Annotated in this window: 22 protein-coding genes, 1 tRNA gene and 1 other RNA gene; 15 read left to right on the plus strand and 9 right to left on the minus strand. The window is 72.6% G+C overall.

The genetic code is table 11. The features are described 5' to 3' along the window. Nucleotides 1-20: 20 nt before the first annotated feature. Nucleotides 21-1,373, minus strand: coding sequence for a hypothetical protein (locus ASH01_RS08275; protein ID WP_056774100.1), 1,353 nt, complete (start codon nt 1,371-1,373; stop codon nt 21-23). 91 nt (nt 1,374-1,464) lie between these two features. Between ASH01_RS08275 and ASH01_RS08280 the strand changes: the two genes are divergently transcribed. Next, complete coding sequence (locus tag ASH01_RS08280; protein ID WP_056774104.1) at nt 1,465-2,331, plus strand: LysR family transcriptional regulator; 867 nt, start codon at nt 1,465-1,467, stop codon at nt 2,329-2,331. Between the two features lie 229 nt (nt 2,332-2,560). On the opposite strand, the gene ASH01_RS08285 is transcribed toward ASH01_RS08280, so the two are convergent. Next, nucleotides 2,561-5,275: a DNA polymerase III subunit gamma and tau gene (locus tag ASH01_RS08285; RefSeq protein WP_056774107.1), complete on the minus strand. Its 2,715-nt coding sequence runs from the start codon at nt 5,273-5,275 to the stop codon at nt 2,561-2,563. Nucleotides 5,276-5,484: 209 nt separating this feature from the next. Between ASH01_RS08285 and egtB the strand changes: the two genes are divergently transcribed. After that, nucleotides 5,485-6,774 (plus strand): ergothioneine biosynthesis protein EgtB, encoded by a 1,290-nt coding sequence (gene egtB, locus ASH01_RS08290; protein ID WP_056774111.1) that lies wholly within the window; start codon nt 5,485-5,487, stop codon nt 6,772-6,774. Continuing rightward, complete coding sequence (gene egtD / locus ASH01_RS08295; RefSeq protein WP_056774114.1) at nt 6,771-7,751, plus strand: L-histidine N(alpha)-methyltransferase; 981 nt, start codon at nt 6,771-6,773, stop codon at nt 7,749-7,751. Before egtB ends, egtD begins: the two co-directional genes overlap by 4 nt. Nucleotides 7,752-7,778: 27 nt before the next feature. Here the strand turns inward: egtD and ASH01_RS08300 are convergent, their stop codons facing one another. Beyond that, the gene (locus tag ASH01_RS08300; protein WP_056774117.1) at nt 7,779-8,408 is read right to left on the minus strand and encodes a TetR/AcrR family transcriptional regulator; all 630 of its coding nucleotides are present in this window, start codon (nt 8,406-8,408) and stop codon (nt 7,779-7,781) included. Nucleotides 8,409-8,497: 89 nt separating this feature from the next. Here ASH01_RS08300 and ASH01_RS08305 point away from each other — a divergent pair, with 89 nt between their 5' ends. The 6 genes from ASH01_RS08305 (at nt 8,498) to ASH01_RS08330 (ending at nt 13,927) form a co-directional block, all read left to right on the plus strand. Then, the gene (locus ASH01_RS08305; protein WP_056774118.1) at nt 8,498-8,965 is read left to right on the plus strand and encodes an SgcJ/EcaC family oxidoreductase; all 468 of its coding nucleotides are present in this window, start codon (nt 8,498-8,500) and stop codon (nt 8,963-8,965) included. Next, complete coding sequence (locus tag ASH01_RS08310) at nt 8,962-9,690, plus strand: hypothetical protein (RefSeq protein WP_056774122.1); 729 nt, start codon at nt 8,962-8,964, stop codon at nt 9,688-9,690. Before ASH01_RS08305 ends, ASH01_RS08310 begins: the two co-directional genes overlap by 4 nt. Before the next feature lie 157 nt (nt 9,691-9,847). Further along, nucleotides 9,848-10,309, plus strand: coding sequence for a DUF3817 domain-containing protein (locus ASH01_RS08315; protein ID WP_056774125.1), 462 nt, complete (start codon nt 9,848-9,850; stop codon nt 10,307-10,309). Nucleotides 10,310-10,431: 122 nt separating this feature from the next. After that, on the plus strand, nt 10,432-11,088 hold the full coding sequence (locus ASH01_RS08320) for an ABC transporter ATP-binding protein (protein WP_056774128.1): 657 nt from the start codon (nt 10,432-10,434) through the stop codon (nt 11,086-11,088). A 13-nt stretch (nt 11,089-11,101) separates the two neighbouring features. Next, on the plus strand, nt 11,102-12,652 hold the full coding sequence (locus tag ASH01_RS08325; protein ID WP_056774131.1) for a hypothetical protein: 1,551 nt from the start codon (nt 11,102-11,104) through the stop codon (nt 12,650-12,652). Nucleotides 12,653-12,700: 48 nt separating this feature from the next. Continuing rightward, complete coding sequence (locus ASH01_RS08330) at nt 12,701-13,927, plus strand: GNAT family N-acetyltransferase (RefSeq protein ID WP_056774133.1); 1,227 nt, start codon at nt 12,701-12,703, stop codon at nt 13,925-13,927. A gap of 222 nt (nt 13,928-14,149) precedes the next feature. Here the strand turns inward: ASH01_RS08330 and ASH01_RS08335 are convergent, their stop codons facing one another. Next, on the minus strand, nt 14,150-15,394 hold the full coding sequence (locus ASH01_RS08335) for an MFS transporter (protein ID WP_056774136.1): 1,245 nt from the start codon (nt 15,392-15,394) through the stop codon (nt 14,150-14,152). Between the two features lie 192 nt (nt 15,395-15,586). On the opposite strand from ASH01_RS08335, the gene ASH01_RS08340 reads away from it, so the two are divergent. Next, nucleotides 15,587-16,660 (plus strand): LacI family DNA-binding transcriptional regulator, encoded by a 1,074-nt coding sequence (locus ASH01_RS08340; RefSeq protein ID WP_082619610.1) that lies wholly within the window; start codon nt 15,587-15,589, stop codon nt 16,658-16,660. A 27-nt stretch (nt 16,661-16,687) separates the two neighbouring features. On the opposite strand, the gene ffs is transcribed toward ASH01_RS08340, so the two are convergent. Next, nucleotides 16,688-16,784: signal recognition particle sRNA small type (gene ffs / locus ASH01_RS22450), an RNA gene on the minus strand. Between the two features lie 24 nt (nt 16,785-16,808). Next, nucleotides 16,809-18,131 (minus strand): MFS transporter, encoded by a 1,323-nt coding sequence (locus ASH01_RS08345; RefSeq protein ID WP_056774141.1) that lies wholly within the window; start codon nt 18,129-18,131, stop codon nt 16,809-16,811. Between the two features lie 111 nt (nt 18,132-18,242). Between ASH01_RS08345 and ASH01_RS08350 the strand changes: the two genes are divergently transcribed. Then, a complete protein-coding gene (locus ASH01_RS08350; protein WP_056774143.1) occupies nt 18,243-18,716 on the plus strand; it encodes a hypothetical protein in 474 nt (157 codons plus the stop codon). Between the two features lie 292 nt (nt 18,717-19,008). Here the strand turns inward: ASH01_RS08350 and ASH01_RS08355 are convergent. After that, nucleotides 19,009-19,096 (minus strand) — tRNA-Ser (locus tag ASH01_RS08355). 84 nt (nt 19,097-19,180) lie between these two features. On the opposite strand from ASH01_RS08355, the gene ASH01_RS08360 reads away from it, so the two are divergent. The 3 genes from ASH01_RS08360 to ASH01_RS08370 all read left to right on the plus strand — a co-directional run bounded on the left by ASH01_RS08360 (nt 19,181) and on the right by ASH01_RS08370 (nt 22,345). Continuing rightward, on the plus strand, nt 19,181-20,167 hold the full coding sequence (locus ASH01_RS08360; RefSeq protein WP_082619611.1) for an MBL fold metallo-hydrolase: 987 nt from the start codon (nt 19,181-19,183) through the stop codon (nt 20,165-20,167). Between the two features lie 44 nt (nt 20,168-20,211). Then, nucleotides 20,212-21,219: an ornithine carbamoyltransferase gene (argF, locus tag ASH01_RS08365; RefSeq protein WP_056774146.1), complete on the plus strand. Its 1,008-nt coding sequence runs from the start codon at nt 20,212-20,214 to the stop codon at nt 21,217-21,219. Nucleotides 21,220-21,313: 94 nt separating this feature from the next. Next, nucleotides 21,314-22,345 (plus strand): metallophosphoesterase, encoded by a 1,032-nt coding sequence (locus ASH01_RS08370; protein WP_056774149.1) that lies wholly within the window; start codon nt 21,314-21,316, stop codon nt 22,343-22,345. A gap of 75 nt (nt 22,346-22,420) precedes the next feature. On the opposite strand, the gene ASH01_RS08375 is transcribed toward ASH01_RS08370, so the two are convergent. Together ASH01_RS08375 and ASH01_RS08380 are read right to left on the minus strand one after the other, a co-directional pair. Beyond that, entirely contained in the window at nt 22,421-22,957 is a 537-nt protein-coding gene (locus ASH01_RS08375) for a LytR C-terminal domain-containing protein (protein ID WP_056774151.1), read from the minus strand. A gap of 45 nt (nt 22,958-23,002) precedes the next feature. Beyond that, nucleotides 23,003-23,299 (minus strand): type II toxin-antitoxin system VapB family antitoxin, encoded by a 297-nt coding sequence (locus ASH01_RS08380; RefSeq protein WP_020145941.1) that lies wholly within the window; start codon nt 23,297-23,299, stop codon nt 23,003-23,005. 51 nt (nt 23,300-23,350) lie between these two features. Here ASH01_RS08380 and ASH01_RS08385 point away from each other — a divergent pair, with 51 nt between their 5' ends. Next, a complete protein-coding gene (locus ASH01_RS08385) occupies nt 23,351-24,943 on the plus strand; it encodes a helicase HerA-like domain-containing protein (RefSeq protein ID WP_056774155.1) in 1,593 nt (530 codons plus the stop codon). The last annotated feature ends 40 nt before the right edge of the window (nt 24,944-24,983 follow it).

The following is a 24,983-nucleotide window of genomic DNA, read 5'->3' on the forward strand; positions in this document are numbered from 1 at the left end:
ACGGGTGAATGAACATTCTCCTAACCCCGAGTCAGCAGCTGCCGCAGGCGTCCCCGGCCGAGGTGACCGGCGGGGGGACTCCTCAGGTCGGAGGGCGCGGCCGCCTCGCCGGCCGTGAGACCGGCGACGAGCGCGACGGCCGCCGTGACCAGCCCGGTCAGGGCGAGGGTCGGGCGAGGACCCGCATGGTCGATCACGAAGCCACCGGCCAGCATCCCGACGGAGACGGTCACGTCGACGAGGATCGACTGGCCGGCGAGGGCCGCTCGCCGGGCGGGGCCGTGGGTCCGGGTCAGCAGAACCTGCATCATCGCGCGGATGCCCACGACGGTCACGGCGCCGGCCGCGGCCGCGCACACCCCGACGGTGACCGGCGTCGTCCACACCGCCATCGCAGCGAAGGCGAGGCCCTGTCCGACCCAGGCGACCGTGGCGAGACGGAGGGGCTGCGCGGATGGCGGGCGCCGCGCGATCGCGAGAGTCATGACGAGCGAGCCGAGGCCGTATGCCGTCAGCGCCGTCGCGTAGAGGGCGCCCGCCCGCCCGGTCCGCTCCCCCTCGACGGCAAGCCCGAGAGCGAAGGCGAACCACAGCAGGCAGCTCGTCCCGCGCATGACCCAGCCGCGCAGCACGTCGGGGTGGTCCCGGACCGAGGCCAGGATGCCCGGCGCGGGAGCCGGTGCCGTGCCGGCCGACGGAGCGTCGGCTCGCACAGTCGAGCGGCCGGTGGCGACCGGGGTGACCGGGGCGATGGGGGTGACCGGGGCGATCGGCACGACGACGCGGCGGACGAGCAGCGCCGACACCACGAGGGCGAGACCCTCGACCCAGAGCAGGGCGTGGGTCCAGCCGAGCTGCACCCCGAGCCCGGCCAGTGCCGGCCCGACGACCATGGCGCCTCGGCGCAGGGCGTCGTCCCACGTGATGACGCGGATCGCGGCGCCGCCACCGACCCGGTCACCGAGGTCACCGAGCACGGCCGTCCGCCCCGGCGAGGCGAGGGCGTCGGAGACCCCCACCGCGAGGCCGGCGACGGCGAGCATGACGGGGTGCAGCGCGCCGAGGGCGAGAGCAATGGGGACGACGAGGACCGCGCCGGCCTGCCAGAGGGAGACGAGGGCGAGTCCCCGTCCGTCGCTCAGACACTGGCGCAGGCGGCGGGCCCACCACGGGGACGTGATGACCGGGAGACCGGCGAGACCTCCGACGAGCCCCGCCATCGCCGCCGAGTCGAACTCGCGGAGCACGACGAGCGGAAGGGCGATCTGCGTGAAGCGGTAGGCGAGGTGCTCGATGGCGTTGGACAGGAGCAGGATCCGGATGGGGCGAGTCGGTGGGTGGTCGGCGTTCTCGGTCGTCAGGGTCGCGGTCACGGATTCCAGCCTCGGCGCGTGCCGAGCTCGGCGGTAGAGAGCATGATCTGCGCACTACCCATAAGGTGGCCTTATGGACACATTGGTTCAGGTGCCTGATGTCGAGGACCTGACGCTCGTGCTCACCCTGCACCGAACCCAGTCGCTCGGGGCGGCGGCGCGCGAGCTCCTCGTCAGCCAGCCGGCCGCTTCACAGCGCCTGTCCCGGCTCGAGAGGCGTTGTGGGACAGTCCTCTTCGCGCGCAGCTCACTCGGCACGACGGCGACCCCGGCGGGTCTCGAGATGGTCCGGCAGGCCGAGCACATCCTCGGTCACCTGCACGGCGTCTTCGCGGCCGTCCGTTCGTCAGCGGCAGCGCGCACCCTGCGGGTGGGCACGTTCGCCGGCATCTCGGGCTATGCCTTCCCGGCGCTCGACGAGCTCGTCGGCGACGCCGTGCGGCTCTCGACGGTGGTGCACCATGGCGGCGAGATGATCGAGCTCGTGGCCGAGGGATCGATGGACGCGGCCCTCATCGGGATCGCCGAGCAGGTGCAGCTGCCACCCCATGTCGTCGCCCACCGTCTCGGCACCGACGAGCTCGTCGCCTTCGTCGCGTCGGGGGTGCAGCCGCCACGGCGCGGCAACCTCCCGTTCCTCGACCGGGTCGTCACGTACGCCCCCTACGACAACTCCGGCCCGCTCATCGCCGAGCGCATCGCGGCCCTCGGCGGCACGCCCCGACACGCGGCGACGGCTCCCGTGGCGCTCGAGATCTCACGCCGACGCGACGGAATCGCCATCGTGCCCTCGAGCGCGGCCCGGATGTCAGGACGTCCCGGCGACCGCGTCATGGCCTCACGGGTCGACCTCCCGGTGCGCCTGTCGGTCATCGCGCGCGGTGAGCTCGACCCGGTCCTCGCTGCGGCCCTCCCAGCCCTGGCCCGAGCCCTCGGCCTCCGCCGACGCCCCTCCTGACCCCCGCCCCACTCGATCGAGCGCCCGACCCCCTCGAGTGAGCCCCCAACCCCAGTCGAGTGGCCCTGCAGTCACACCTGTCACAGCGGTCGGCGCCTCTGCCTGGTCGAGTTGGCCCCGTCGTGGTGCGCGAGGGACGGCGAGGCCACGCGAGTGGGCTCGATGGGGGATGCGCATGCTGGCGGGCCGGCTCCGCTGGGAGCGGAGCCGCGCGACTGGGCGGGCTGGGTCAGTTCTCGAGCTCCTGGACGACCCGACCGCCGAGCACCTTCTCGATGACGGAGCGCCCGACGTCCCCGGACTGCTCGATGTCCTCGTCGTCGTCGCTGACCGCCGAGTCGTCGGTGACCGGCTGGCGCGGCTGGTCGTCGTCGGTGGGGCGAGAGCCTCCGGCGCGCGACCGGGCCTGCGCGAACGACTGCCGGACGGCACTCGCCCCACGCACGGCGGAGTCGGTGGGCACGTCTCCCCCGCCGGACGACCCCGCGGCTGCCGGGGCGGTGGCCCCCGCGGCGGGCGCTACCGGCTGACCAGCCGCACCCGACGCCCCGGACGCAGCGGACGCACCGGAGGCACCGGAGGCACCGGAGGCACCGGGCGCCGGCGACTCCCCGGCGGGCGCGGTGGCCCAGTCGGGGGCGGGCCCGGTCGCCGAGCCCCAGCCGGCGTTGTCCTCGAGCGAGCGGCCGGAGATCGGGCTCAGCCCGGCATCGGCGAGGGCGGTCGCGCCGCGAGAACCGGTGGCTGACGCGCCGCCTCCTGCGCTCGGGGACGATCCACCGGATCCGCCGGCCCCGCCCGGAGCGCTGTCTCGGGAGCCGGCGGACTCATGCCCCGCGCCGGCATCACCCCACGACTGGCGGCCCGCGCCGCCATCACCCTGCCGGCCAGATGGCTGACCGACGTCCGGACCACCGGGCACACCCTTGCTGGGCGGGTCCGGGAGCCCGGGCGGGACCACTCCGGGCGGCGGCGCGACGGGGGCCTGCTGCGAGACCGCGTCGACGTGGATGCCGTCGACGATGGCATCGACGCCGAGCTCGTCGATGAGGGCCTGTCGGACGATGTCGGCGTGGTTGCCGGCGCGGAAGGTCTGCGTCAGGCCGGCCGTCGCGATGCCGAGGGTCAGCTTCTTGCCGTCGAAGGCCGTGACCTGGGCGTTCTGGGACACGAAGGTCCAGGTGATGCGACGCATCGTGAAGATGCGACCGAGCACGTTGGGCCAGGCCCGGCGGATGGCATCGGTGTCCATGCCACCGGCAGGAGCGCCGTCGGCCCCGGCGCCAGGGTCGTCGGTGCCGGTGGACGCTCCGCCCGCCGATTGCGACGCGGGCGCGGACGGCCACGGCGCGGACCGGGCCTCGTCGGAGGCACCGGCGAGGTGCTGACCCCCGGTGTGCGACTGGTCGACGGACGACGGGCCGCCGACGGACTCGTCCGGCGTCATGACCGGCGGGGAGCCGACCTCGGCCCGCGCGGCGTCGACGCGGCCCGCATCACCCGGACCCGACGGACCAGCCGTCGCGGCAGCACCTGCGCCGGGGGTGTCGACGCCGGTGCTGCGACCGCCCCCACCCATGCCACCGGCGGCGTGCGAGGCGCCTGACCCGCCGCCCGACGGTGGCGTGTAGTCGGAGACGGTGCGCGGCGGCGCGGACACGGCCGAGGTCCCGGAGGCCGACGGGCCGGACGGGGCCGTGGCCGGTGCCGAGGGCGGCGCGGGGGGCGCGCTCATCGGCGCCCCCACGGGCGGGACGTCGGCACGGGCGGCGGTCGGGACCCCGCCCACGTCGAGGCGCCGCTCGAGACGGTCGAGGCGGGCGGCATACCCCTGCTCGCCGGAGGCGGCCGGGAGGAGGATGCGGGCACAGATGAGCTCGAGCTGGAGCCGGGGCGCGGTGGCACCGGTCATCTCGGTCAGGCCGGTGTTGACGATGTCGGCCGCCCGCGACAGCGCGCCCGGGCCGAATGCGGCCTGCTGCACCCGCATGCGCTCGAGCTGGTCCTCGGGGACGCCGCGCAGCACCTGCGAGACGCCCTCGGGGATGGCCGCGACGATGATGAGGTCGCGCAGCCGTTCGAGGAGGTCCTCGACGAAGCGGCGCGGGTCGTGGCCCGACTCGATGACCCGGTCGATCTGGCGGAAGGTCGCGGCGCCGTCACCGGCGGCCATCGCGTCGACGGTGCTGTCGAGCAGCTCGCCGTCGGTGAAGCCGAGCAGCGACACGGCGCCGTCGTAGGTGAGCCCCTCGGGACCCGAGCCCGCGATGAGCTGGTCGAGCACCGACAGCGAGTCACGCACGGAGCCCCCGCCGGCGCGCGTGACGAAGCTGAGCACGCCCGGCTGCACCGCCACGTGCTCGGACTCGAGCAGCCGCTCCATGTACGTCGACAGCTTGGCCGGCGGGACGAGGCGGAAGGGGTAGTGGTGCGTGCGCGAGCGGATCGTGCCGATGACCTTCTCGGGCTCGGTCGTCGCGAAGACGAACTTCACGTGCTCCGGCGGCTCCTCGACGATCTTGAGCAGCGCGTTGAAGCCCTGCGGCGTCACCATGTGCGCCTCGTCGATGATGTAGATCTTGAAGCGGCTCTGCGCCGGGCCGTAGCTCGCCCGCTCGCGCAGGTCGCGGGCGTCGTCGACACCACCGTGGCTCGCGGCGTCGATCTCGATGACGTCGACCGAGCCGGAGCCGCCGCGCGCGAGCGCCACGCACGAGTCGCACGTGCCGCACGGGATCGGCGTCGGGCCCTGCTCGCAGTTGAGGCAGCGCGCGAGGATGCGCGCGCTCGTCGTCTTGCCGCAGCCGCGAGGGCCGCTGAAGAGGTAGGCGTGGTTGACCCGACCCGTGCGCAGCGCCTGCATGAGCGGCTCCGTCACGTGCTCCTGGCCGATGACGTCGGCGAAGCTCTCGGGCCGATAGCGGCGGTACAGGGCGGTGGCCATGCCCGAAACCCTAACCGCCACGACCGACGCCGGGAACGCCGACCGAGCAGCCGGCGGCGGCGCACCGTGCGGACGGTCGGGACCGTCGAAAGGGTGAACAGCTCCTTACGGACCGCTGGTCGGACGAGCGACTGTCACCGGGTATGCCTAGGGTCGATTCACCGGTCCGCGGTGCACGGTGCACCAGCGGCCGACGGAGGAGGTCACCCATGCCCGACCCGACCTGGGACGCCGACACGCTCGTCGCCCGCTACGACGAGGTGCGAGCCCACACCGAGACGCTCGCCGCCCCGCTGTCCCCCGAGGACCAGACCGTCCAGACGATGCCCGACGTGTCGCCGACGAAGTGGCACCGCGCACACGTCACGTGGTTCTTCGAGACGTTCGTGCTCGCCGACCACGAGCCGTCGTTCAAGCCCTACCAGGACCGCTACTGGTTCCTCTTCAACAGCTACTACGAAGGCGTCGGGCCCCGCTATGCCCGCGCCGAGCGAGGATTCGTCACCCGCCCGGGCGCCCACGACGTCGGGCTCTACCGCGCCGACGTCGACTCGCGGATGCGCGACCTCGTCACGACCCTCGACGGCGGTTCGCTCGAGAAGCTCACGTCCACCATCGAGCTCGGCTTCCACCACGAGCAGCAGCACCAGGAGCTGCTCCTCATGGACATCAAGCACGTCCTGTCGGTCAACCCCCTCCAGCCGACGTATGCCGGCAGCCCCCTCGCGCCGTCGGCTCCCGACCCGTTGGGCTGGGTCGACGTCGAGGGCGGCCTCGTCGAGGTGGGTCACCGTGGCGGCGGGTTCAGCTTCGACAACGAGCTGCCGCTGCACCAGCAGTGGCTCGAGCCATACCGCCTCGCCGACCGCCTCGTCACCAACGGCGAGTGGCTCGAGTTCATGGCCGACCGCGGCTACGAGCGCCACGAGCTCTGGCTCTCCGACGGCTGGGGGAAGGTGCGCGCCGAGGGCTGGCGGGCGCCCTTCTACTGGTCCGAGGTCGACGGGGTGTGGTTCGAGCACACGCTGAGCGGCACCCGGGCCGTCGACCCGGGGCTCCCGGTGAGCCACGTCAGCCACTACGAGGCCGACGCGTACGCCACGTGGGCGGGCAAGCGGCTCCCCACCGAGGGCGAGTGGGAGCACGCCGTCGTCGCCGACGGCCAGTCCGAGCCGCCGGCCACCGGCGCCAACCTCGCCGACACCGAGACGTTCCACCCGCGCGCGGCCGGCCCGAGCACCGGCCACCTGCGCCAGGTCTACGGCGACTGCTGGGAGTGGACGAGCTCGGCCTACCTGGCCTACCCCGGCTACCACGCGCCGGCCGGCGCCATCGGCGAGTACAACGGCAAGTTCATGTCGGGCCAGATGGTGCTGCGTGGCGGGTGTGCCCTGACCCCGCCCGGTCACGCCCGGGCGACCTACCGCAACTTCTTCCCGCCGGGCTCACGCTGGGCGCTGTCCGGCGTCCGCCTCGCCGACGGCGGTGAGCGCCGATGAGCGCCCGCGAGCCGGTCGTCACCGTCGCGCTCGACCCCGACTGGGCGTCGGAAGCGCTCGTCGACGACGTACGCCGTGGGCTCGGGTCGCAGCCGCGCACCCTGCCGCCGAAGTGGCTCTACGACGACGCCGGCTCCGACCTCTTCGACGAGATCACGCGACTGCCGGAGTACTACCCGACCGAGCGCGAGCGGGCCATCCTGCGCGACCACGCCGCCGACATCGTGACCGCGTGCGACGCGACGACCGTCGTCGAGCTCGGCAGCGGCACGAGCGACAAGACCCGCACCCTGCTCGACGCGTTCGCCGCGCGCGGGAGCCTCGAGCGCTTCGTCCCGGTCGACGTGTCCGAGCAGACCCTGCGGGACGCGGCGACGATGCTCTCGGAGCGCTACCCGTCGCTGCGCGTCGAGGCCCTCGTCGGCGACTTCACGCTGCACCTCGGGCACCTGCCGCGAGGCGGGCGGCGGCTCGTCGCCTTCCTCGGCGGGACCATCGGCAACTTCTACGTCGAGGAGCGGGCGGCCTTCCTCGGGGCCCTGCACGACAGCCTCGAGCCCGGTGACTGGTTCCTGCTCGGCACCGACCTCGTCAAGAGCACCGACCGGCTGATCGCCGCCTACGACGACAGCCGCGGAGTCACGGCGAGGTTCGTCACGAACTGCCTGCGCGTGCTCAACCGCGAGCTCGGCGCCGACTTCGACATCGAGGCCTTCTCGTACGTCCCGTTCTGGGACCCGCGTCAGGAGCGGATGGACCTCCGGCTGCGCGCCGACATGCCGCAGCGGGTGAGCATCCCCGGTGCCGACCTGACGTTCGACCTGGCGCACGGTGAGGAGATCCGCGTCGAGATCTCGACGAAGTTCCGCCGCGAGAGCCTGCGCGACGAGCTGGGCGCGGCCGGCTTCACGGTCGAGCGCACGTGGACCGACGACGACGGCGACTTCGCCCTGACCCTCGCCCGACGGGACGGCTGACCGGGGCCATCCCGAGGGCGGTGCGGGTCAGGCCAGCAGCAGGCCGGTGAGCGCCTCGACCCACCACTGCTCGACCTCGTCGACGGACCAGCCGCGCTCGCGCGTCGCGATGTCGAAGGTCTGGATCGAGCACACCGTCGCATAGACGTCCAGGGCCCGGTCCAGCGTGAGTCCGTCGCGCAGCGCCCCGCTCGGCCACGACGCGAACAGCCTCCGCCGGTTCGCGTCGCCGCGGGCCCGGCCCTGCTCGTACGCCGCGGCGAGCGCGGGCTCGTTGCGCCCACCCTCGACCGTGAGCCGCAGGCCGTCCCCACCGCGCTCGAAGAGGCGCCGATCGAACCGGATGAACGCAGCGAGCTGCCCTCTCGGGTCACCCTGCGCCGCCTCGATCTCGCGGGTGACCTGCTCGACCCCGGCATCCAGCTCACCGCTCTCGACGAGGGAGGTCGCGAGCCCCGCCTTGGTGCCGTAGACCGCATAGACCGTGGCCTCGGAGACGCCGGCATCCGCCGCGACCGAGCGCACGCTCGTGCCCGCCCACCCCGACTCGACGAAGCGCTGCCGGGCGGCCCGGGCGATGCGTTGCTTCGTCTGCTCGGCCTGCTCCTCGCGAAGGGAGGAGTGGTAGGCGCGAGGGGAGGGCTCGGAACTCTTCACGGAAACCACTGTACAGGTCGGCTGAGCGGTTCTATATTGACTGAGTACTGCTCAATCAATCATGAGCAACTCACTCAAAGGAGAGCACCATGAGCAGGACCCAGCTGGACCCGTCCGCCACCGAAGCCGCGCCGCACACCGCCGCCACCGAGAGGGCCGGCGCCGACAGGGCAGCCGCCGACACGGCCGCTGCCGTCCTGCGGCGCCTCGAGGCGGCCTGGAACGCCGGCGACGGCCAGGGCTTCGGCGCGCCCTATGCCGCGGACGCGGCCTTCGTGAACATCCGCGGCGAGCACCACCGAGGACGCGACGCCATCGCCGGCGGACACGCGGGGATCTTCGCGACCATCTACGCCGGCAGCACGAACCGGATGGAGCTCGTGGACGCACGCCACCTCGCCGACGACGTCATCGTCGCGACGTCGCGCAACACCCTGGACGTCCCGAGCGGTCCGCTGGCCGGCATCCACGCCGCCACCTCGACCTCGGTCCTCGTCCACGTCGGCGAGACCTGGCAGATCGCCGTCACCCACAACACCCTCGAGGCCACGCGATGAGCGCCCTCGTGGGCGGGACGGTCGGCGAGGCACTCGCGGGCCGCGCGGCCGAGACCAACACCACCCCCGCGTCGGAGCGCACGTCCGCCCCATCCCGCCTCGCGCGTCGCGCCGCCGTGGTCTTCGGCGTCGGTGGAGCCCTGCTCGCCGTCGGCGGGACGATGCACCCGCACGAGACGTCGGGTTCGCTGCACGAGAGCCTTCTCGCGCTCATCGGGTCCCCAGTCTGGCTGCCCGCACACGCCGTGCTCCTCGCGGGCATGCTGACGACACTGGTCGGCCTCGTCCTGCTCCGGCGCCACGACGCCTTCCCGGCCGGGGTCCGTCCGTGGCTCACCGGGACGATCGTCGCCTGGGCCGTCGCGACGCCGGAGTTCGTGCCGCACCTGCTCGCCGGCGGCGAGCACGACGCACTCGAGGCCGGCGGCGCGACCCCGATGGTCGACACCCATCTGGCGCTCTCGACCTTCACGACCCCGCTCGTCGGCGTGTCCGCCGCCCTGCTCGCCGTCGCGGTCGCACGGGCGGCGGCGACGTGGCCCGCCCGGATCCTCGCCGTCCTCGGAGTCGTCGGGGGTCTCGGTTTCGCTATGGCCGCACCACTGCTGGCGGTCACGGGCAATCCGCAGGTCTCGAACCTCTTCGCCGCGCAGACCCTCATCGACGTCTGGATCATCGGCACGAGCGTCCGCGTCGTCCTGTCCGAGAGGGCGGCGCGGCGCTGACCCCGACGCGCCGCCCGAGGTATGCCGTCGCGCCCGGCCGCGACGGCATACCCCTGGGCCGGGGACGTGGGACTCATCCGTCGGGGTGCCCGCGGAAGCCTTCCTGGCGTTTGGCACACTGGGCACTCCAGTACGACACGATGTAGGAGATCCCCGCATGACCCCTCGTTCCCTCTACCGCCGGATCGCCCTCGCGGAGGTGGTGACGTGGGCGCTGCTCCTGCTCGGGATGGTCCTCAAGTACGTGACCCACACGACCGAGCTCGGGGTCAGGGTCTTCGGACTCGTGCACGGCGTCGTCTTCATCGCGTTCTGCCTCGTCACGCTCCTGCTCTGGGTCAACCAGCGCTGGACCGCCCGAGAGGGCCTGCTCGGCCTGCTCTGCGCGGTGCCGCCGTTCCTCACCGTGTGGTGGGAGCGACGCCTCGAGCGTCGCGGACGCCTCGACGGCGGCTGGCGCCTCGGCCGCGGCGGCGACACCCCGGCCACTCCGGCCGAACGCCTCGTCGCCGCCCTGCTCGCCCGGCCGTTGGTCGCCGTGGGTGTCGGCGTCGTCGCGGTACTCGCGCTGACCGGCGTCGCCCTGCTCCTGGGCCCGCCCGTCGGCACGCAGGGCTGACCCGGCGCCCCACGTCGCCCCTCACGGCTCGTGGGTACCTCCTCCCGGTCAGGGCATTCCGAGCCGGGCGGCATACGGTGGCTTCCGACAGCTCGACCGGGTCGACGAAGGGATGGAAGCAGATGGGTGCGGTCGCAGTGCTGACCGGTGAGGTCCGTGCGGAGGGCGTCGGCAAGACGATCGACGAGACGACCCTGCTGCTGCCGACCGACGTCAGTGCCGACCCCGGCGAGTGCATCGTGCTCCGGGGTCCCAACGGCTCGGGCAAGACGACCCTGCTCCGGATCATCGGCGGGCTGCTCGTGCCCAGCACGGGAACCGCGACCATCGGCGGCCGCGAGGCCGACGAGCGCGACCGGACGGTCCGCGCCGCCGTCGCCGCCCTGCTCGGCGCGCCGACGACCTACCGCGACCTGACCCTCGTCGACCACCTCGTCCTCATCGACTCGACGTGGGGCGGTGACCCGGCCACGTCCGACGACCGCAGCCTCGCCCTCCTCGACCGCCTCGGCATCGCCCACCTCGACGACCGCTTCCCGCACGAGCTGTCGTCGGGTCAGGAGCAGCTCTTCCGGCTCGCGCTGACGTTCTCGCGCCCCGCCAGCGTCGTGCTCCTCGACGAGCCCGAGCAGCGGCTCGACACCGGCAAGCGCCAGGTCGTCGCCGAGCTGATCCGCGAGCGCACCGAGTCCGGCGGCACGGTGGTCATGGCCTGCCACGACCCCGACCTGACGGCCACCCTCGCGACCCGCGTGGTCGACATCGTCCCGGCGCGCTGACCGCGGACCGACGATGAGCAAGCGCAAGCAGCCGGCCCGCAGAAAGGCCGCTCCCGCCCCCACGACCCCCGCCCCCACGACCACCGCACCCACGACCCCCGAACCCACGGCCCCCGAGCCGACGGCGGAGCCGGCGGCGACCCGAACACCCGGCGAGACGGCATACGACCGCTCGGCACGCGACCTCACGGCACCGGCCGAGGTCGACTACGACGACCACGACCTCCTCGGCCAGGCCGACTGGGTCATCGGTGGCGAGGCGGCGCGCAAGGCCCGGCAGCAGGGGTTGTATGCCGGCTACGTCCTCTTCCTCGGCGCGCTCGTCTACGGTCTCCCGATCGTCCAGGCCGTGTTCCGCACGTCCGATGCCTCCTCGCTCGGTGACCAGCTGAGCTCGCCCGAGGCGATCGCGCTACTGGTCGCGTCCGTCGCGGCGTTGCTCGGAGCGGTGGTCTTCGCCGGCCGTTTCCGGGGCCCGGTCGTGCCGCCCATGCCCTGGATCGACCTCGTGCTACCCGTGCCGCTCGACCGCGCCCTGGCCCTGCGTCGGTGGTGGCGCTACGCCGCCGTCGGGGGCCTGTTCATCGGGGCGCTCAGCGGGCTGACCGTCGGGGGCGGCCTGGCCTTCGCGCACCTGGCCGGCCCGGTGACGATCATCGTGACCACGGCTGTCGGTACCGCTCTCGGTGTCCTCGCCACGCGCCTCTGGCTCTGGTCGCAGGTGCGCTCCTGGCCCGGCCCGGACCGCGGCCTCAGCCTGCTCTGGCGCGTGCCCGATGCCCTGCGCGAGCTGCACGCCGAGTCGCTGCGGGCCCACTCGGCCAACACCTCGACCATGGCCGGGTCCGCCCTCACGGGCAACCTGCGCACCGCGCGCCTCGCGCTGACCCGCCCGGTCCGGCACGGACGCTCCGCGCGTCTCCGCCCGGGTCGGCCCTTCGGCGTGCTCGTCCGCCGCGACGTCATCGGCCTGCGGCGCACGCCGGGCGCGTTCCTCTCGGGCCTCGGCCTCACGCTCCTGGGCGGCGCGATCGTCACGTGGGCGTTCACGCAGCCGGCGGCCCCGAGCATCGCGGCGACGATCGGCCTGCTGCCGCTCTACCTCGGCTTCGGCGCCTGGGCGGAGGGGTTGCGCCTGCAGGCCGACAACGTCGGCACTCCCTCCCTCCTCGGCACCGGCGAGCTGACCGAGGCCGTGGCCCACGTGACGGTCCCCACCGCCCTGACGCTCCTGGTGCTCGGCGGCTGGGTCGCCGTCGCCGGTGCCCTCGGGTCGCTGCCGGGCAGTGCGCCGCTGTCGCTGTGGCTGATCCTCGTGCTCGTCGTCGCCGGCAACGTGCTGGCGGCCTTCCGCGGCTCCCCCACCTTCATGCTGCGTCCCCAGATGGTCATCGCGTGGTATGCCGTGCCGGCCCTCGCCGTCGTCGTGCTCGGCTCGCTCGTCGCGGTGCTGACCAAGGCCGCCAGCTACACGTGGCTCTCGGTCGTGAGCTGGCTCGTCTACGCCGTGCTCGCCTGGGCGGTCTCGAAGGTGCGCCGGCTGACCTACCTGCACCGCGCCTGAGCGACAACCCGTTCGCGGTCGGCGGTGACCACTCGTTAGGTTCGGGCCATGAGCGAGCTGCGCACGCGTGACGTCGTCGACGCCGACCTCCCCGCCGTCCTGGCCATCCGCAACCGGTCGTTCGGTCCGCTCGGCACCGGCGGCGACGTGTGGTGGCAGCGCGTCTCGGCCGAGACCCTCGGTGGCCGGATGATCGCGGTCGTCGACGAGTCCGACCAGGTCCTCGGCGCCGGCCGCATCCGACCCTACGAGCAGGCGTGGGGCGGGCAGCACCTGCGGATGGGCGGCGTCGCCGGCGTCTACGTCGAGCCGAGCGCCCGCGGCCGGGGCGTCGCGACGACCCTGACCCGCGCCCTCATCACGAGGATGGGCGAGCTCGGCGACGTCGTGTCGTGCCTCTTCCCGACCACGGCGACCCTGTACCGCCGCTCCGGCTACGAGATCGGGGGCGTGCAGACCCGGATGACGTATGCCGCCCACCACCTCCGCGACCTCGGCGCCACGCGCGCCGGGCGGGCTGGATCGACCGGCCTGCGCCCCGCGGTGCCGAGTGACGCGCAGCAGATGCACGACCTCGCCCGCGCCTCGAGCGCCCGGCACGGGGTCAGCGGACCGATGGTGCGCTCGGTGGCGGCACTCACCGGGATGCTCGAGCGCGACGAGCTCATCGCCTATGTCGTCGACGGCGGCTTCGTCGTCTACGACCTGTCCGAGCAGGCCGTCACGGTCGAGGATCTCGTCGCGACGACCCCCGAGGCAGCGGCGACGCTGTGGGGCGTCGTCGGATCGGGCTCGTCCGCCGCGCCGACGGTGCACACCTTCCTCGACCCGCGCGACCCGGTGACGCTCGCGCTGGGCGGGCTGCCGACGGTGGAGGTCCAGCAGATCCCGTGGATGGCCCGGGTCGTCGACCTGGGGGCGGCCTTCGCCGGGCGAGGCTTCGGTCGGCATCTCTCGGTCGAGGCCGACCTGGTCGTCGACGACGCCGAGGCGCCGGCCAACACCGGTCGGTGGAGCCTGTCGGTCCGCGACGGGCGTGGCACCGCGACACGCACCGACGACGCCCCGGTTCGAGGTGATGCCGGCACCGACGATGCTGACGCGATCACCTCGAACGCGCTGCGGGTCGAGGCGCGCGGGCTGGCGGCACTGTGGTGCGGCTGGTCCGTGTCGCGCCTGCGCCAGGCCGAGCTCGCGACCGGGGGCAGCCCCGACGGCGATGCCGCCCTCGACGCCGTCTTCGCCTGCCAGCCCTTCATCACCGAGTACTTCTGACAGCAGACTCCCACCAGTCGAGTGGCCCCGTCGTCACACCCGGGACTGGGACCAGTGCGACCGCTGGGGCCACGCGGCCACTCGAGTGAGCGCCTCGCACCAGTCGAGTGAGCGCGGCGTCCCAGGAGCGTGTGGCAGGTGGGACGACGGGGCCACTCGAGTGGGACCGGGCGCTCACTCGAGTGGGACTAGGCGCTCACTCGAGTGGTGACCGGCGAGCGGTCAGTCGGTGGTCGAGGCGGTGGTCGAGGCGGTGGTCGAGGCGGTGCTCGCGGCTCGGTCGGGCTCGCGGACGGCGGGGATGGCCACGAGGGCGACGACCGCCATGGCGCCGACGACGAGCAGCGAGTGCAGCACGCCGACGTGGTCGCCGAGGAAGCCGAGCAGCGGTGGCCCGGCGAGGAACGCGGTGTAGCCGATCGTCGAGACGACGCTCATCCGCGCGGCAGCACGCCTCGGGTCGTCGGCCGCGGCGCTCATGCCGACGGGGAAGCCGAGGCTCGCCCCGACACCCCAGATCGCGGCGCCGACGAAGGCGAGCACCGGACCGCCGTAGACGACGAGGAGGCAGCCGACGACGGCCGACACGAAGAGGACGCGGAGCACCGGCACGCGGCCGCGCTCGTCGAGCACGCGGGTGCCGAGCAGCCGGCCGGCCGTCATCGCCGTGAGGAAGACCGCGAAGCCGACGACGCCCACCCAGCGCTCGAGGCCGTAGCCGTCCGAGAGCGCCACCGCGACCCAGTCGTTGGCCGTGCCCTCGGTGAACGCGGCGGCGAGGACGACGACGCCGATGAGCAGGGTGCGCGGCTCGCGCCAGGCCGCACCGATCCCCGCCTCCGAGCGCACCTCGGCGCCCGTCTCGTCCGTCTCGACCGAGCGGGGCAGGAAGGCGCGCAGGAACCACGGGGTCACGGCGAGCAGCAGCACGACGACGCCGGCGAGGTGCACGGCGACCGGGACGTGGAGGAACGACAGGCCCGCACCGATGAGGGCGCTCACGACCGTGCCACCGCTGAAGGCCGCGTGGAAGTGCGGCATGATCGCGCGGCCGAGGAAGCGCTCGACCTCGGCGCCCTCGAGGTTCATCCCCACGTCGAAGACCCCGGTGCCGATGCCGACGAGCACGAGGCCCGCCATGACGACGGCACGGTTGTGGGCGACGTCGACACCGAGGCCGACGCCGAGCAGACCGACGCTCTGGACGACGGCGGCGCCCATCAGGGTGCGGGCCGCACCGAGGCGGTGCACGATCCAGCCGGACAGCGGGAGACCGATGACCGAGCCGAGAGAGGCGGCGAGCAGGGTCAGGCCGAGCTGTCCGGCCGAGAGCCCGAGCTCGTGCTTGATGTCCGGCACTCGTGAGGCGAAGGCCGCGAATGCCGCCCCGTTGATCGCGAAGGCCGTGAAGACGGCGGTGCGGGCCGTGCGGACGACGGCGGCCGGCGGGGCACTGACGGCGGACATGGAGCAAGCCTCTCAAGGGACGACCGACGCGGGGGGCGTGAAGCGAGGGGGTGAAGCGGGCCGGCCGTCCGTGCGGCCGACCACCTCGACGGCGGTCTGGCGATGGTTCGGGACGAGGGTGGCCCCGGTGAGACCGAGCCCTCGAGCGCTTCGAATCGATTCGACTCGAAACGTTTCGATAGCATGCCTCCCATGGTCACCCGAGGTCAAGCCCGTCCGACGCTGCGCGACGTCGCCGAGCGCGCGGGCGTCTCGGTGTCGACGGCCTCCCTCGTCTTCAGCGGCAAGGGTCCGGTCGCGGAGGCCACGGGCGACCGCGTCCGTGCCGCCGCGACCGAGCTCGGCTTCACCGGGCCCAACCCGCTCGCGTCGTCACTGCGGCAGGGCCGCTCGGGCGCCATCGGCGTCCTCGTCGAGGGGCGCCTGCGAATGGCCTTCCGCGACCCCTTCGCCATCGCCGTCCTCGACGGCCTCGCCGAGGTGCTCGAGACCGTTCCCACGGGCATGCTGCTCATCGGGCAACCCGCCGGCTCAGGCGAATCCGTCGTCCCGCAGCTCGCACCGCTCGCCCTCGACGCGGTCGTCTTCTCGCTCTGCGGACCCGGCGAGAACCCTGCCGTCGAGCACCTCGCGGCCCGCGGCATCCCGATGTTCAGCACCGGCGTGCCGGGCGACCGGCGCATCACCCAGGTCCGCGTCGACGAGCGCGCCGCAGGCATCGCCGTCGCCGAGCACGTGCGCTCGCTCGGGCACCGCCGGGTCGCCCACGTCGCCATGCCGCTGCGGCCGACGAGCACGGCCGGTCCGGTCCCCGACGCAGAGGTGCGGCCGGGCGAGGCCAACGTGCCGAGCGTGGGCCGCCTGCTCGGCTTCCGCGACGTCTTCGGCGCGGACGCCGCCGCGGTCCAGACCGGGGACGGGTCGTCGTTCGAGGGCGGCCGGATCGCGGGCCGGTCGCTGCTCGACGTGCCCGAGCACGAGCGCCCGACCGCCATCGTCACCCAGTCAGACGTCATCGCGGCCGGGGTCATCGTGGCCGCCGAGGAGCTCGGACTGCGGGTGCCCGACGACCTCAGCGTCACCGGGTTCGACGGCGTCGACCTCCCGTGGCTGCCGCACCGGATCACGACCATGGACCAGCAGGGCCGCGAGAAGGGCCGTATCCTCGGGACGCTCGTGCGCAAACGCCTCGACGGCACCCGGCCCCGGAGCGTGACCCAGCCGGTGCAGCTGCGGGTCGGCACGACCACCGCTCCCCCGGCCTGACCGGAGGCCCGCCACCGCGCGGAGGGGAAAAGGGACACCCCGCGTACCTGGAAGAGCTCTCCTACCCTTGCTGCATTCCTGCCCTGGGGGAGTTCGGAGAGGTACCACCACGCGGGGTGCCGACGGCCAGTGTATGCCGCCCCCGACGTCAGCCGGAAATCGCCCCTCCAGCCGTGGCCGGGCTCGCGGTCGGCGCCTGCTCGACCTCTCGGACTCCGTTGACGTGCGGGGGCAGCCGACGCTCGACGACGAGCGAGATGACGGCGAGCAGGGCGCACCCGCCGACGAGGAAACCGATGTAGACCGGACCCAGGCCTCGCCCGATGAGGAAGCTCGCGACGACCGGCCCGACGACGAAGGCGATCGAGAACATGAGCGAGCTGAGCGCGTTGTAGCGGCCCCGGAGGTGGTCGGGCGCGAGGTCGTTGACCATCGCGGCGCTCGTCGGCTGGAGCATCGTCTCGCCGAGGCCGAACACCCCGGCGCAGGCGCAGAGCAGCACGGTGGCCGCGACCGTGCCCGGCACGAGCGCCGTCGCGCCGAGCAGCGACCAGGCCACCATCCACGTGAACGCCATGACGACGGCGACCCGGGTGCGACGTCGCCCCTCGATGCGCTGGAGCACGACGAGCTGGAGCAGCACGATGACCACGGTGTTGGCCGCGAACGCATAGCCGAGCCCCTCGGTCGAGACCTGCCCCAGGGCACGCGCGAAGGCGGGCATGCCGGCGTTGAGCTGCGGGTAGCTGACGAGCGCGGCGACGCCGACGAGGAGCAGCAGGGCCCGCAGCCGGGGGTCACGCAGCAGCGCGACGTAGGACACGCTGCCGGTCGCCTCGTCGGCCGGCCGCGCGACCCGATCGCGGGCACGGCGCAGCGGGCCGAGGAGGATGACGAGCGCCGGCACGTAGCTGAGGGCGTCGAGCAGGTAGACCGTGACGAACGTGCCCGGCCGCGACACGTCGACGAAGCGCCCACCGACGATGCCGCCGATGCCGATGCCGAGGTTGAGCAAGGTGAAGTTGATGCCGAAGTAGCGCTGCCGCTGCTCGGTCGGGATGAGGTTGCCGATGAGCGCGCTCGACGCCGGCCAGACGATGCCAAAGCCGTAGCCCATGAGGACGAGCGCGAGGGCCGCCTGCCCCGTCGTCGTGGCGAGCGCCAGCACGATGTCGGCGAGGAGCAGCGCCACGAGGCTGCTCGCGTAGACCCGCCGCGGCCCGATGCGGTCGATGAGCGCCCCGGCCGGCGCCACGAGCACGATGCCGACGCCCGCCTGGAGCGCGAGGAGCAGACCCACGGTCTCGAGCGGGATGCCACGCACCTCGTGGAGGTAGACGACCATGAACGGCAGGACGAGACCCGTGCCGATCGACTGGAAGACGACGGTCGAGATGAGCAGCTTGCCCTCGCGCGGCAGGTCGTGCCAGAACGAGGTCAACGGCGATCGGGCGGCACTGGTCGAGCTCACCGGTGCAGTCTGCCGTGCCCCACCGACAGCCGCCGAACCGATGTCGGGGACCTTCGCCTCTGGTGCGCACCCGAGCCCGCGACGAGCGTGGAAGCACCGAAGGAGGTCGCCATGTCGACCCTGCAACAGCGCCCCCAGACCTCTTCACCGCTCCCGGCACACAGCCCCGGAAACCGGTGGGCCCTCGGGCTCGGGATCGGCGGACTCCTCGTCGCCGCAGACACGTTCGTCGTGCCCGATCCCGACGTCGCCGGACTCTGCTGGACGGCCGGCTTCGCCCTGCTCTTCGCGGCCACGGTCGTGGTCGTCGTCGGCCACGTCCACGCCCGCGGCGACCACCTCAGCGCCCTGCCCACGAGCACCGCGGGCTGGGTGGCCCTGACCTGCTTCGCCGCCGGGGCCGCCCTGCTCTTCACCCCCGTCGGCGAGCTCAGCCTCGTCCTCGGTCTCGTCGCCGCGGCCGCCGGCGTCAGCGCCGTGTCCGTCTCGCGGGAGCGGTCGCTGCCGGTCATCATGCTGCCGCTGCTCAGCGGCACGTTCGTGCTGGCGTTCCTGCTGGGCGAGCTGCTCATCGGACACGAGTGAGCCGACACTGATTGCGTATGCGTGTCGCTCGCTGTGGGGGGCACGCCCGGCCTTCGCCGCGCTCAGTTCCCTCCCCGATCGTCGCGCTCGGTTCCCTCGCCGCTCGGCTGGGTTTCCTGCCCGCTCGGCTGGGGACACCATCACCCGCGGGGATGGGGGAACCGTCGGGGTGGGGGCCGCGAGTCGCTCGTGCCTCGCGGTGGGCGGCCCCCACCCCTCCTCCCAAATCCGGAGACTCCGTCACATGACAGCGGCCCCCATCGCGCTGAGCGCGATGGGGGCCGCTGTCATGTGGCGGAGGATGGGGGATTTGAACCCCCGAGGGTTTTATCCCAACACGATTTCCAATCGTGCGCACTAGGCCACTATGCGAATCCTCCGTCGCGCAGGTTACCGGAGGCGGACCCCGCACAAGAAATCGGCCTCCCCGGCCACCCTGCACGACCCCGGTGCACAATCACCGCATGGCCCCTCCCACGCCGGTCGCCCTCGACACCGACGTCACCTGGATCCACGGCGCACCGTCCCCGCGGCGACGACACGACCCACCGCTCCAGGTGCACCACCTCGCCCCCGGCACCGTCCTGATCCGGCAGAGCAAGGACCTCACCTACGAGGCCCCGTTCATCCTGCTGCTCCTCGGCGAGCGCCGCGCGCTGCTCCTCGACACCGGGGCGGTGGAGGGCACCGCCCTGCGACAGACGGTGGACCGCCTCGTCGCGGACCACGTCGCCGCGCAGACCCGGCCGGACGCGCAGACCCCGCCTGACGCGCAGACGCCGCCGAACGCGTACGACCCCGACGCGTACGAGCTCGTCGTCGCCCACACGCACGGCCACGGCGACCACGTCGCCGGCGACGCCGCCTTCGCCGACCGGCCACGCACGACCGTCATCGGCCACGACGTCGCGAGCGTGTGCGCCTTCTTCGGCATCACCGGGTGGCCGACCGAGGTCGTGCCGCTCGACCTCGGTGGCCGTGCCCTCGAGGTCTTCGGCATCCCGGGTCACCACCCGGCCTCGATCGCTTTCCACGACCCGGCCACCGGGCTGCTCCACACGGGCGACACGGTCTACCCCGGCCGCATCTACGTCCAGGACTCCGACGCCCTCCTCGACACCCTCGACCGCCTCGTCACCTTCGCTGCGGAGCGCCCCGTCACGCACGTCCTCGGCTGCCACGTCGAGATGACCCGGCGGCCCGGTCGCGACTACCCGCTCGGCTCGCGCTACCAGCCCGACGAGCCGTCACCGTTCATGACCGTGGCGCAGCTGCGCAGCGCCCGCGACGCCTTCCGCACCGTCGCGCACCGTCCCGGCATCCACCGGTTCGACGACGTCGTCTTCTGCGTCGGCGAGGGCCCCCGCGTCCTCGTCCCGCTCCAGCTGCGCGCGCTCGTCGAGCAGGTCCGCTGGCGGCTCGGGCTGCTGCGCCGCCGACCGGCTCCCTGAGACCGGATTGCCGCACGGCGACCGCGCCTGAAACCATCACGTGCATGTCCCTCGCCGCACTCCACCGCCGCAACCTGCTCAAGGAGATCGACCTGACGCCCGACGAGTTCCGGGCGCTGCTCGACCTCGCCGCCGAGCTCAAGGCCGCCAAGCGCGAGGGCCGCGAGGAGCGACGCCTCAGTGGCAAGAACATCGCCCTGCTCTTCGCCAAGACCTCGACGCGCACCCGCTGCGCGTTCGAGGTGGCCGCGGCCGACCAGGGCGCCAGTACGACCTATCTCGACCCGGTCGGCTCGCAGATGGGCCACAAGGAGTCGGCCAAGGACACCGCCCGCGTGCTCGGCCGCTTCTATGACGGCATCGAGTACCGCGGAGCCGGTCACGACGTCATCGAGACCCTCGGCGCCTTCGCGGGGGTGCCGGTCTGGAACGGCCTCACCGACGACTGGCACCCGACGCAGTCGCTCTGCGACGCCCTGACGATGCGCGAGCACGCCGGCAAGCCCGACGAGCAGATCGCCTACGCCTACGTCGGCGACGCCCGCTTCAACATGGGCAACTCGCTGCTCGTCACCGGGGCCCTGCTCGGCATGGACGTGCGCATCGTCGCGCCCCGCTCGCTGTGGCCGTCCGACGCCGTCGTCGCCGTCGCGAGGAGGTATGCCGCCGAGACCGGTGCCCGGGTCACCCTCACCGAGGACGTGGCGGAGGGCGTGCGGGACGTCGACTTCGTCCACACGGACGTGTGGGTGTCGATGGGTGAGCCGAAGGAGGTCTGGGCCGACCGCATCGAGCTGCTGACGCCCTACCAGGTCAACGCGGAGATGCTTGCGCTGACAGGCAATCCGCGGGTCAAGTTCATGCACTGCCTCCCGGCCTTCCACGACCTCGAGACGCAGGTCGGCAAGGACGTGCACGAGCAGTTCGGGCTCAAGGAGCTCGAGGTCACCGACGACGTCTTCGAGTCCGATGCGTCCGTCGTCTTCGACCAGGCCGAGAACCGGATGCACACGATCAAGGCGCTCATGGTCGCCACGCTGGTGCAGCTCTGACGGCGGGGTCCCAGCGACCTCCCAGACTCGCGACGCCTGACGTTCACGCTTTGGTGGTGGCGCCGTTCGACGACGGTGCGGGAGAACAGCAGTCATGCACCTCTCTCGCACCCCAGCCCTGGCGGCCGTCGCGGCCGCGCTCGTCGTCCTGCCCGCTGCCACGGCAGCCTCCGCCGCAGATGCCCCCGGTCAGGGCAAGGACGGCCACTACCGCTTCGCCGTCATCGGCGACGTGCCCTACGGCGACGCCCAGGTCGCGGCCTTCCCGACATGGGTCGACCAGATCAACGCCACCCCGGACCTCTCCTTCACCATCCACGTCGGCGACATCAAGAACGGCTCGTCGAGATGCACGAACGAGTACTTCTCGATGATCCGCACCCAGTTCGACCGCTTCACCACGCCGCTCGTCTACACCCCGGGCGACAACGAGTGGACCGACTGCCACCGCACCAACAACGGCACCTACGACCCCCTCGAGCGCCTCGCCGCCGTCCGGTCGACCTTCTTCCCCCGCGCGGGCCACACCCTCGGCGCCGACATGACCGTCGCGTCGCAGGCGGCCGCCGGCTTCCCCGAGAACGTCTCGTTCCGGCGCCAGGGCGTCGACATCGCAACCCTGCACGTCGTCGGCAGCAACAACGGCCTGCTCCCCTGGCCCGAGCTGGGTTTCACCTCCCCCACGGCGCAGCAGGTCGCCGAGGAGCGGGCCCGCACGGACAACGCCTTGGCACAGGTCCGTTCGGCCTTCGCCGGAGCCCGGCAGCGCCACGACCGCGCCGTCGCGCTCTTCCTCCAGGCCGACATGTTCGACCCGACGTACGCCGTGACCTGGGCCGACAACTCGGCCTTCCAGCCGCTCGTCCGGGAGCTCGTCGCGCAGTCGAACGCCTTCGACGGCGAGGTCTACCTCTTCAACGGCGACAGCCACGTCTACAACTCCGACCGCCCGCTCGCCTCCGGCTCGAGGTGGCTCGACTTCTACGGCGTGCAGGGCTCGGCGGACAACCTCACGCGCGTCACGGTCGACGGCTCGAGCAACAACACGGACTTCCTCGAGGTCACCGTGAACCGTCCCGGCGCCGCGCACGTGCTGTCGTGGAAGCGCGTGCCCTACACCCGCTGAGCCGTCCGGACGGGCAGCACAGCGTGAGTATGCCGTCCGGCGCGCACCGTGCCGGACGGCATACTCACGCTCGTGTCACGGCTGGACGGTGATCGTGGGGCACTGGCGCAGCGTCTGGGTGGGCGTCGCGACGACGGGCACCTTCCCGAAGCTCTTCCAGGCCGCGCCCACGACGAGGTCGACGGTGTCGCCCTTGCGCTTGTCGTTGAGGTAGACGGCCTGCGGCACGTGCGCCTTGACGAGTCGGGCCGACGCCGCGCCCTCGGGTCCGAAACGGATCTGCGCGACCTGCTTGACGCCCGCGTCCTTCGGGTCGTTGCCGACGGCCTTGACCTTGAATCCACGGGTGTCGGCGACCTTGGCGACGGCCGCGGCGAGCCCGTTGCGCGTCGTCGAGTTGTAGACGTTGAGGCTGACGTCGGCCGGGCGCAGTGGTGCGACGGGCACCTCCGTCGTGCACGGTCCCGGTGTCGGGGTCGTGTCGCGGAAGTAGGTCGAGGCGTAGTAGAACGCGCCCGCCATGCTCAGCAGGACGACCGCGATCACGATCGTCGACCGGCGCTGGCGCCGCACCCGGTAGGTGCGGTCGTCCTTGTCAGCGACCTGCGACATCACCGCTCCTTCGTCCGTCGTCGCCCCTGGTCGGGCGGGCCCGTGTCAGGAGAGTACGAGGACTCGGGCGTGAAGGACAGGACGCTGCTGCAGCGCGGCGCGCAGTGCCCGGTGCAGCCCGTCCTCGAGGTAGAGCTCGCCCTCCCACTCGACGCAGTGCGGGAAGAGATCCCCGTAGAACGTCGAGTCGTCAGCCAGGAGGCCGCGCAGGTCGAGCGTGCTCTTGGTCGTGATGAGCTCGCCGAGCTGCACCACCCGAGGCGGGACGTTCGACCAGTCCTTGGTCGTCTCGAGTCCATGGTCTGGGTACGGGCGCGAGTCGCCGACGGCCTTGAAAATCACCGGGTCAGCATAGGCGTCGAACGTGGACGACCGGCCACTAGAGTTCGAACCGTGACCGAGACTGCAGGCTCAGGAGCCCCTCAGACGGGCGGCACGGGCGACACGAGCCAGATCGACGAGATCCGGGCCGGCTACGCGTTCGACGGAGGGGTGCTCAAGCTCGGCGCCGCCGTCGTCGACGGCCAGGCCCATGCTGACGCCCCGGTGCAGATCCCGCTCAGCGTCCTCAACCGCCACGGCCTCGTCGCGGGCGCGACCGGCACCGGCAAGACCAAGACGCTCCAGCTCATGGCGGAGCAGCTGTCGGACCAGGGCGTCCCGGTCTTCCTCGCCGACATGAAGGGTGACCTGTCGGGTCTCGCGACGCCCGGCGAGGGCGGCGACAAGATCACCAGCCGCGCGGCCGACGTCGGCATGCCGTGGACGGCGACGGCATACCCCACCGAGTTCTACTCGCTCGGCGGCAAGGGTGACGGCATCGCGATCCGCGCCACGATCACGGGCTTCGGCCCGACCCTGCTCAGCAAGGTCCTCGGCCTCAACGACACGCAGGAGAGCAGCCTCGGGCTGATCTTCCACTACGCCGACAAGAACGGCCTCGCGCTCCTCGACCTCAAGGACCTCCGCGCGGTCATCAGCCACCTGACCTCCGACGAGGGAAAGGCCGACCTCAAGGACCTCGGCGGCCTCTCGAGCGCGACGGCGGGCGTCATCCTGCGCAACCTCATCACCTTCGAGGACCAGGGCGCCGGCGCCTTCTTCGGCGAGCCCGAGTTCGAGACGAGCGACCTGCTGCGCACCGCCCCCGACGGCAAGGGGATCATCTCCTGCCTCGAGCTGCCCCAGGTCCAGGACCGACCGCAGCTCTTCTCGACCTTCCTCATGTGGATGCTCGCCGACCTCTTCCACGACCTGCCCGAGGAGGGCGACGTCGACAAGCCGAAGCTCGTCTTCTTCTTCGACGAGGCGCACCTGCTCTTCAACGACGCGAGCAAGGCGTTCCTGCAGGCCATCGAGCAGACGGTCCGGCTCATCCGCTCCAAGGGCATCGGCGTCTTCTTCGTGACGCAGTCTCCCAAGGACGTCCCGTCGGGCGTGCTCGCCCAGCTCGGCAACCGCGTCCAGCACGCCCTGCGCGCCTTCACCCCCGACGACGCCAAGGCGCTCAAGCAGGCGATCGCGACCTACCCGCACACGGCCTACGACATGGAGAAGCTCCTCACGAGCCTCGGCATCGGCGAGGCCGTCGTCACCGTGCTGTCGGACAAGGGCGTGCCGACGCCCGTCGCGTGGACCCGGATGAAGGCCCCGAACTCCCTCATGGACCCCTCGTCGCCCGCGACGATGGATGCCGTCATCGCGGCGTCGCAGCTCAAGACGAAGTATGCCGACGTCGTGGACCGCGAGTCGGCCTACGAGAAGCTGACGGCCCGGTTGCAGGCGGCTCCCGCGACTCCGGCGGCCCCCGCCCCGGCACCCGCCGCCCCGGCCCCCGCGCCCGCGTCGAGTCGCGCCCCCAAGGAGGAGCCGAGCATCATCGCGCAGGTGGCCGGCAGCTCGGCGTTCAAGTCGATGCTCCGGTCGGCCGGCACCGTCATCGGCCGCGAGATCACCCGCAGCATCTTCGGCACCCGCAAACGCTGACCGGCTCCGGAGGCAACCAAACCGCCTCGCCGGGGACTGT

This window comes from Terrabacter sp. Soil811 (assembly GCF_001429655.1).
Classification (GTDB): domain Bacteria; phylum Actinomycetota; class Actinomycetes; order Actinomycetales; family Dermatophilaceae; genus Terrabacter.

What these genes read in the sequence shown, in the direction of transcription:
- ASH01_RS08285 (WP_056774107.1), bottom strand. Translation starts at nt 5,275, where the DNA reads ATGGCCACCGCCCTGTACCGCCGCTATCGGCCCGAGAGCTTCGCCGAC.
- egtB (WP_056774111.1), top strand. Translation starts at nt 5,485, where the DNA reads ATGCCCGACCCGACCTGGGACGCCGACACGCTCGTCGCCCGCTACGAC.
- egtD (WP_056774114.1), top strand. Translation starts at nt 6,771, where the DNA reads ATGAGCGCCCGCGAGCCGGTCGTCACCGTCGCGCTCGACCCCGACTGG.
- ASH01_RS08305 (WP_056774118.1), top strand. Translation starts at nt 8,498, where the DNA reads ATGAGCAGGACCCAGCTGGACCCGTCCGCCACCGAAGCCGCGCCGCAC.
- ASH01_RS08310 (WP_056774122.1), top strand. Translation starts at nt 8,962, where the DNA reads ATGAGCGCCCTCGTGGGCGGGACGGTCGGCGAGGCACTCGCGGGCCGC.
- ASH01_RS08315 (WP_056774125.1), top strand. Translation starts at nt 9,848, where the DNA reads ATGACCCCTCGTTCCCTCTACCGCCGGATCGCCCTCGCGGAGGTGGTG.
- ASH01_RS08320 (WP_056774128.1), top strand. Translation starts at nt 10,432, where the DNA reads ATGGGTGCGGTCGCAGTGCTGACCGGTGAGGTCCGTGCGGAGGGCGTC.
- ASH01_RS08325 (WP_056774131.1), top strand. Translation starts at nt 11,102, where the DNA reads ATGAGCAAGCGCAAGCAGCCGGCCCGCAGAAAGGCCGCTCCCGCCCCC.
- ASH01_RS08330 (WP_056774133.1), top strand. Translation starts at nt 12,701, where the DNA reads ATGAGCGAGCTGCGCACGCGTGACGTCGTCGACGCCGACCTCCCCGCC.
- ASH01_RS08335 (WP_056774136.1), bottom strand. Translation starts at nt 15,394, where the DNA reads ATGTCCGCCGTCAGTGCCCCGCCGGCCGCCGTCGTCCGCACGGCCCGC.
- ASH01_RS08340 (WP_082619610.1), top strand. Translation starts at nt 15,587, where the DNA reads ATGGTCACCCGAGGTCAAGCCCGTCCGACGCTGCGCGACGTCGCCGAG.
- ASH01_RS08350 (WP_056774143.1), top strand. Translation starts at nt 18,243, where the DNA reads ATGTCGACCCTGCAACAGCGCCCCCAGACCTCTTCACCGCTCCCGGCA.
- ASH01_RS08360 (WP_082619611.1), top strand. Translation starts at nt 19,181, where the DNA reads ATGGCCCCTCCCACGCCGGTCGCCCTCGACACCGACGTCACCTGGATC.
- argF (WP_056774146.1), top strand. Translation starts at nt 20,212, where the DNA reads ATGTCCCTCGCCGCACTCCACCGCCGCAACCTGCTCAAGGAGATCGAC.
- ASH01_RS08370 (WP_056774149.1), top strand. Translation starts at nt 21,314, where the DNA reads ATGCACCTCTCTCGCACCCCAGCCCTGGCGGCCGTCGCGGCCGCGCTC.
- ASH01_RS08375 (WP_056774151.1), bottom strand. Translation starts at nt 22,957, where the DNA reads ATGTCGCAGGTCGCTGACAAGGACGACCGCACCTACCGGGTGCGGCGC.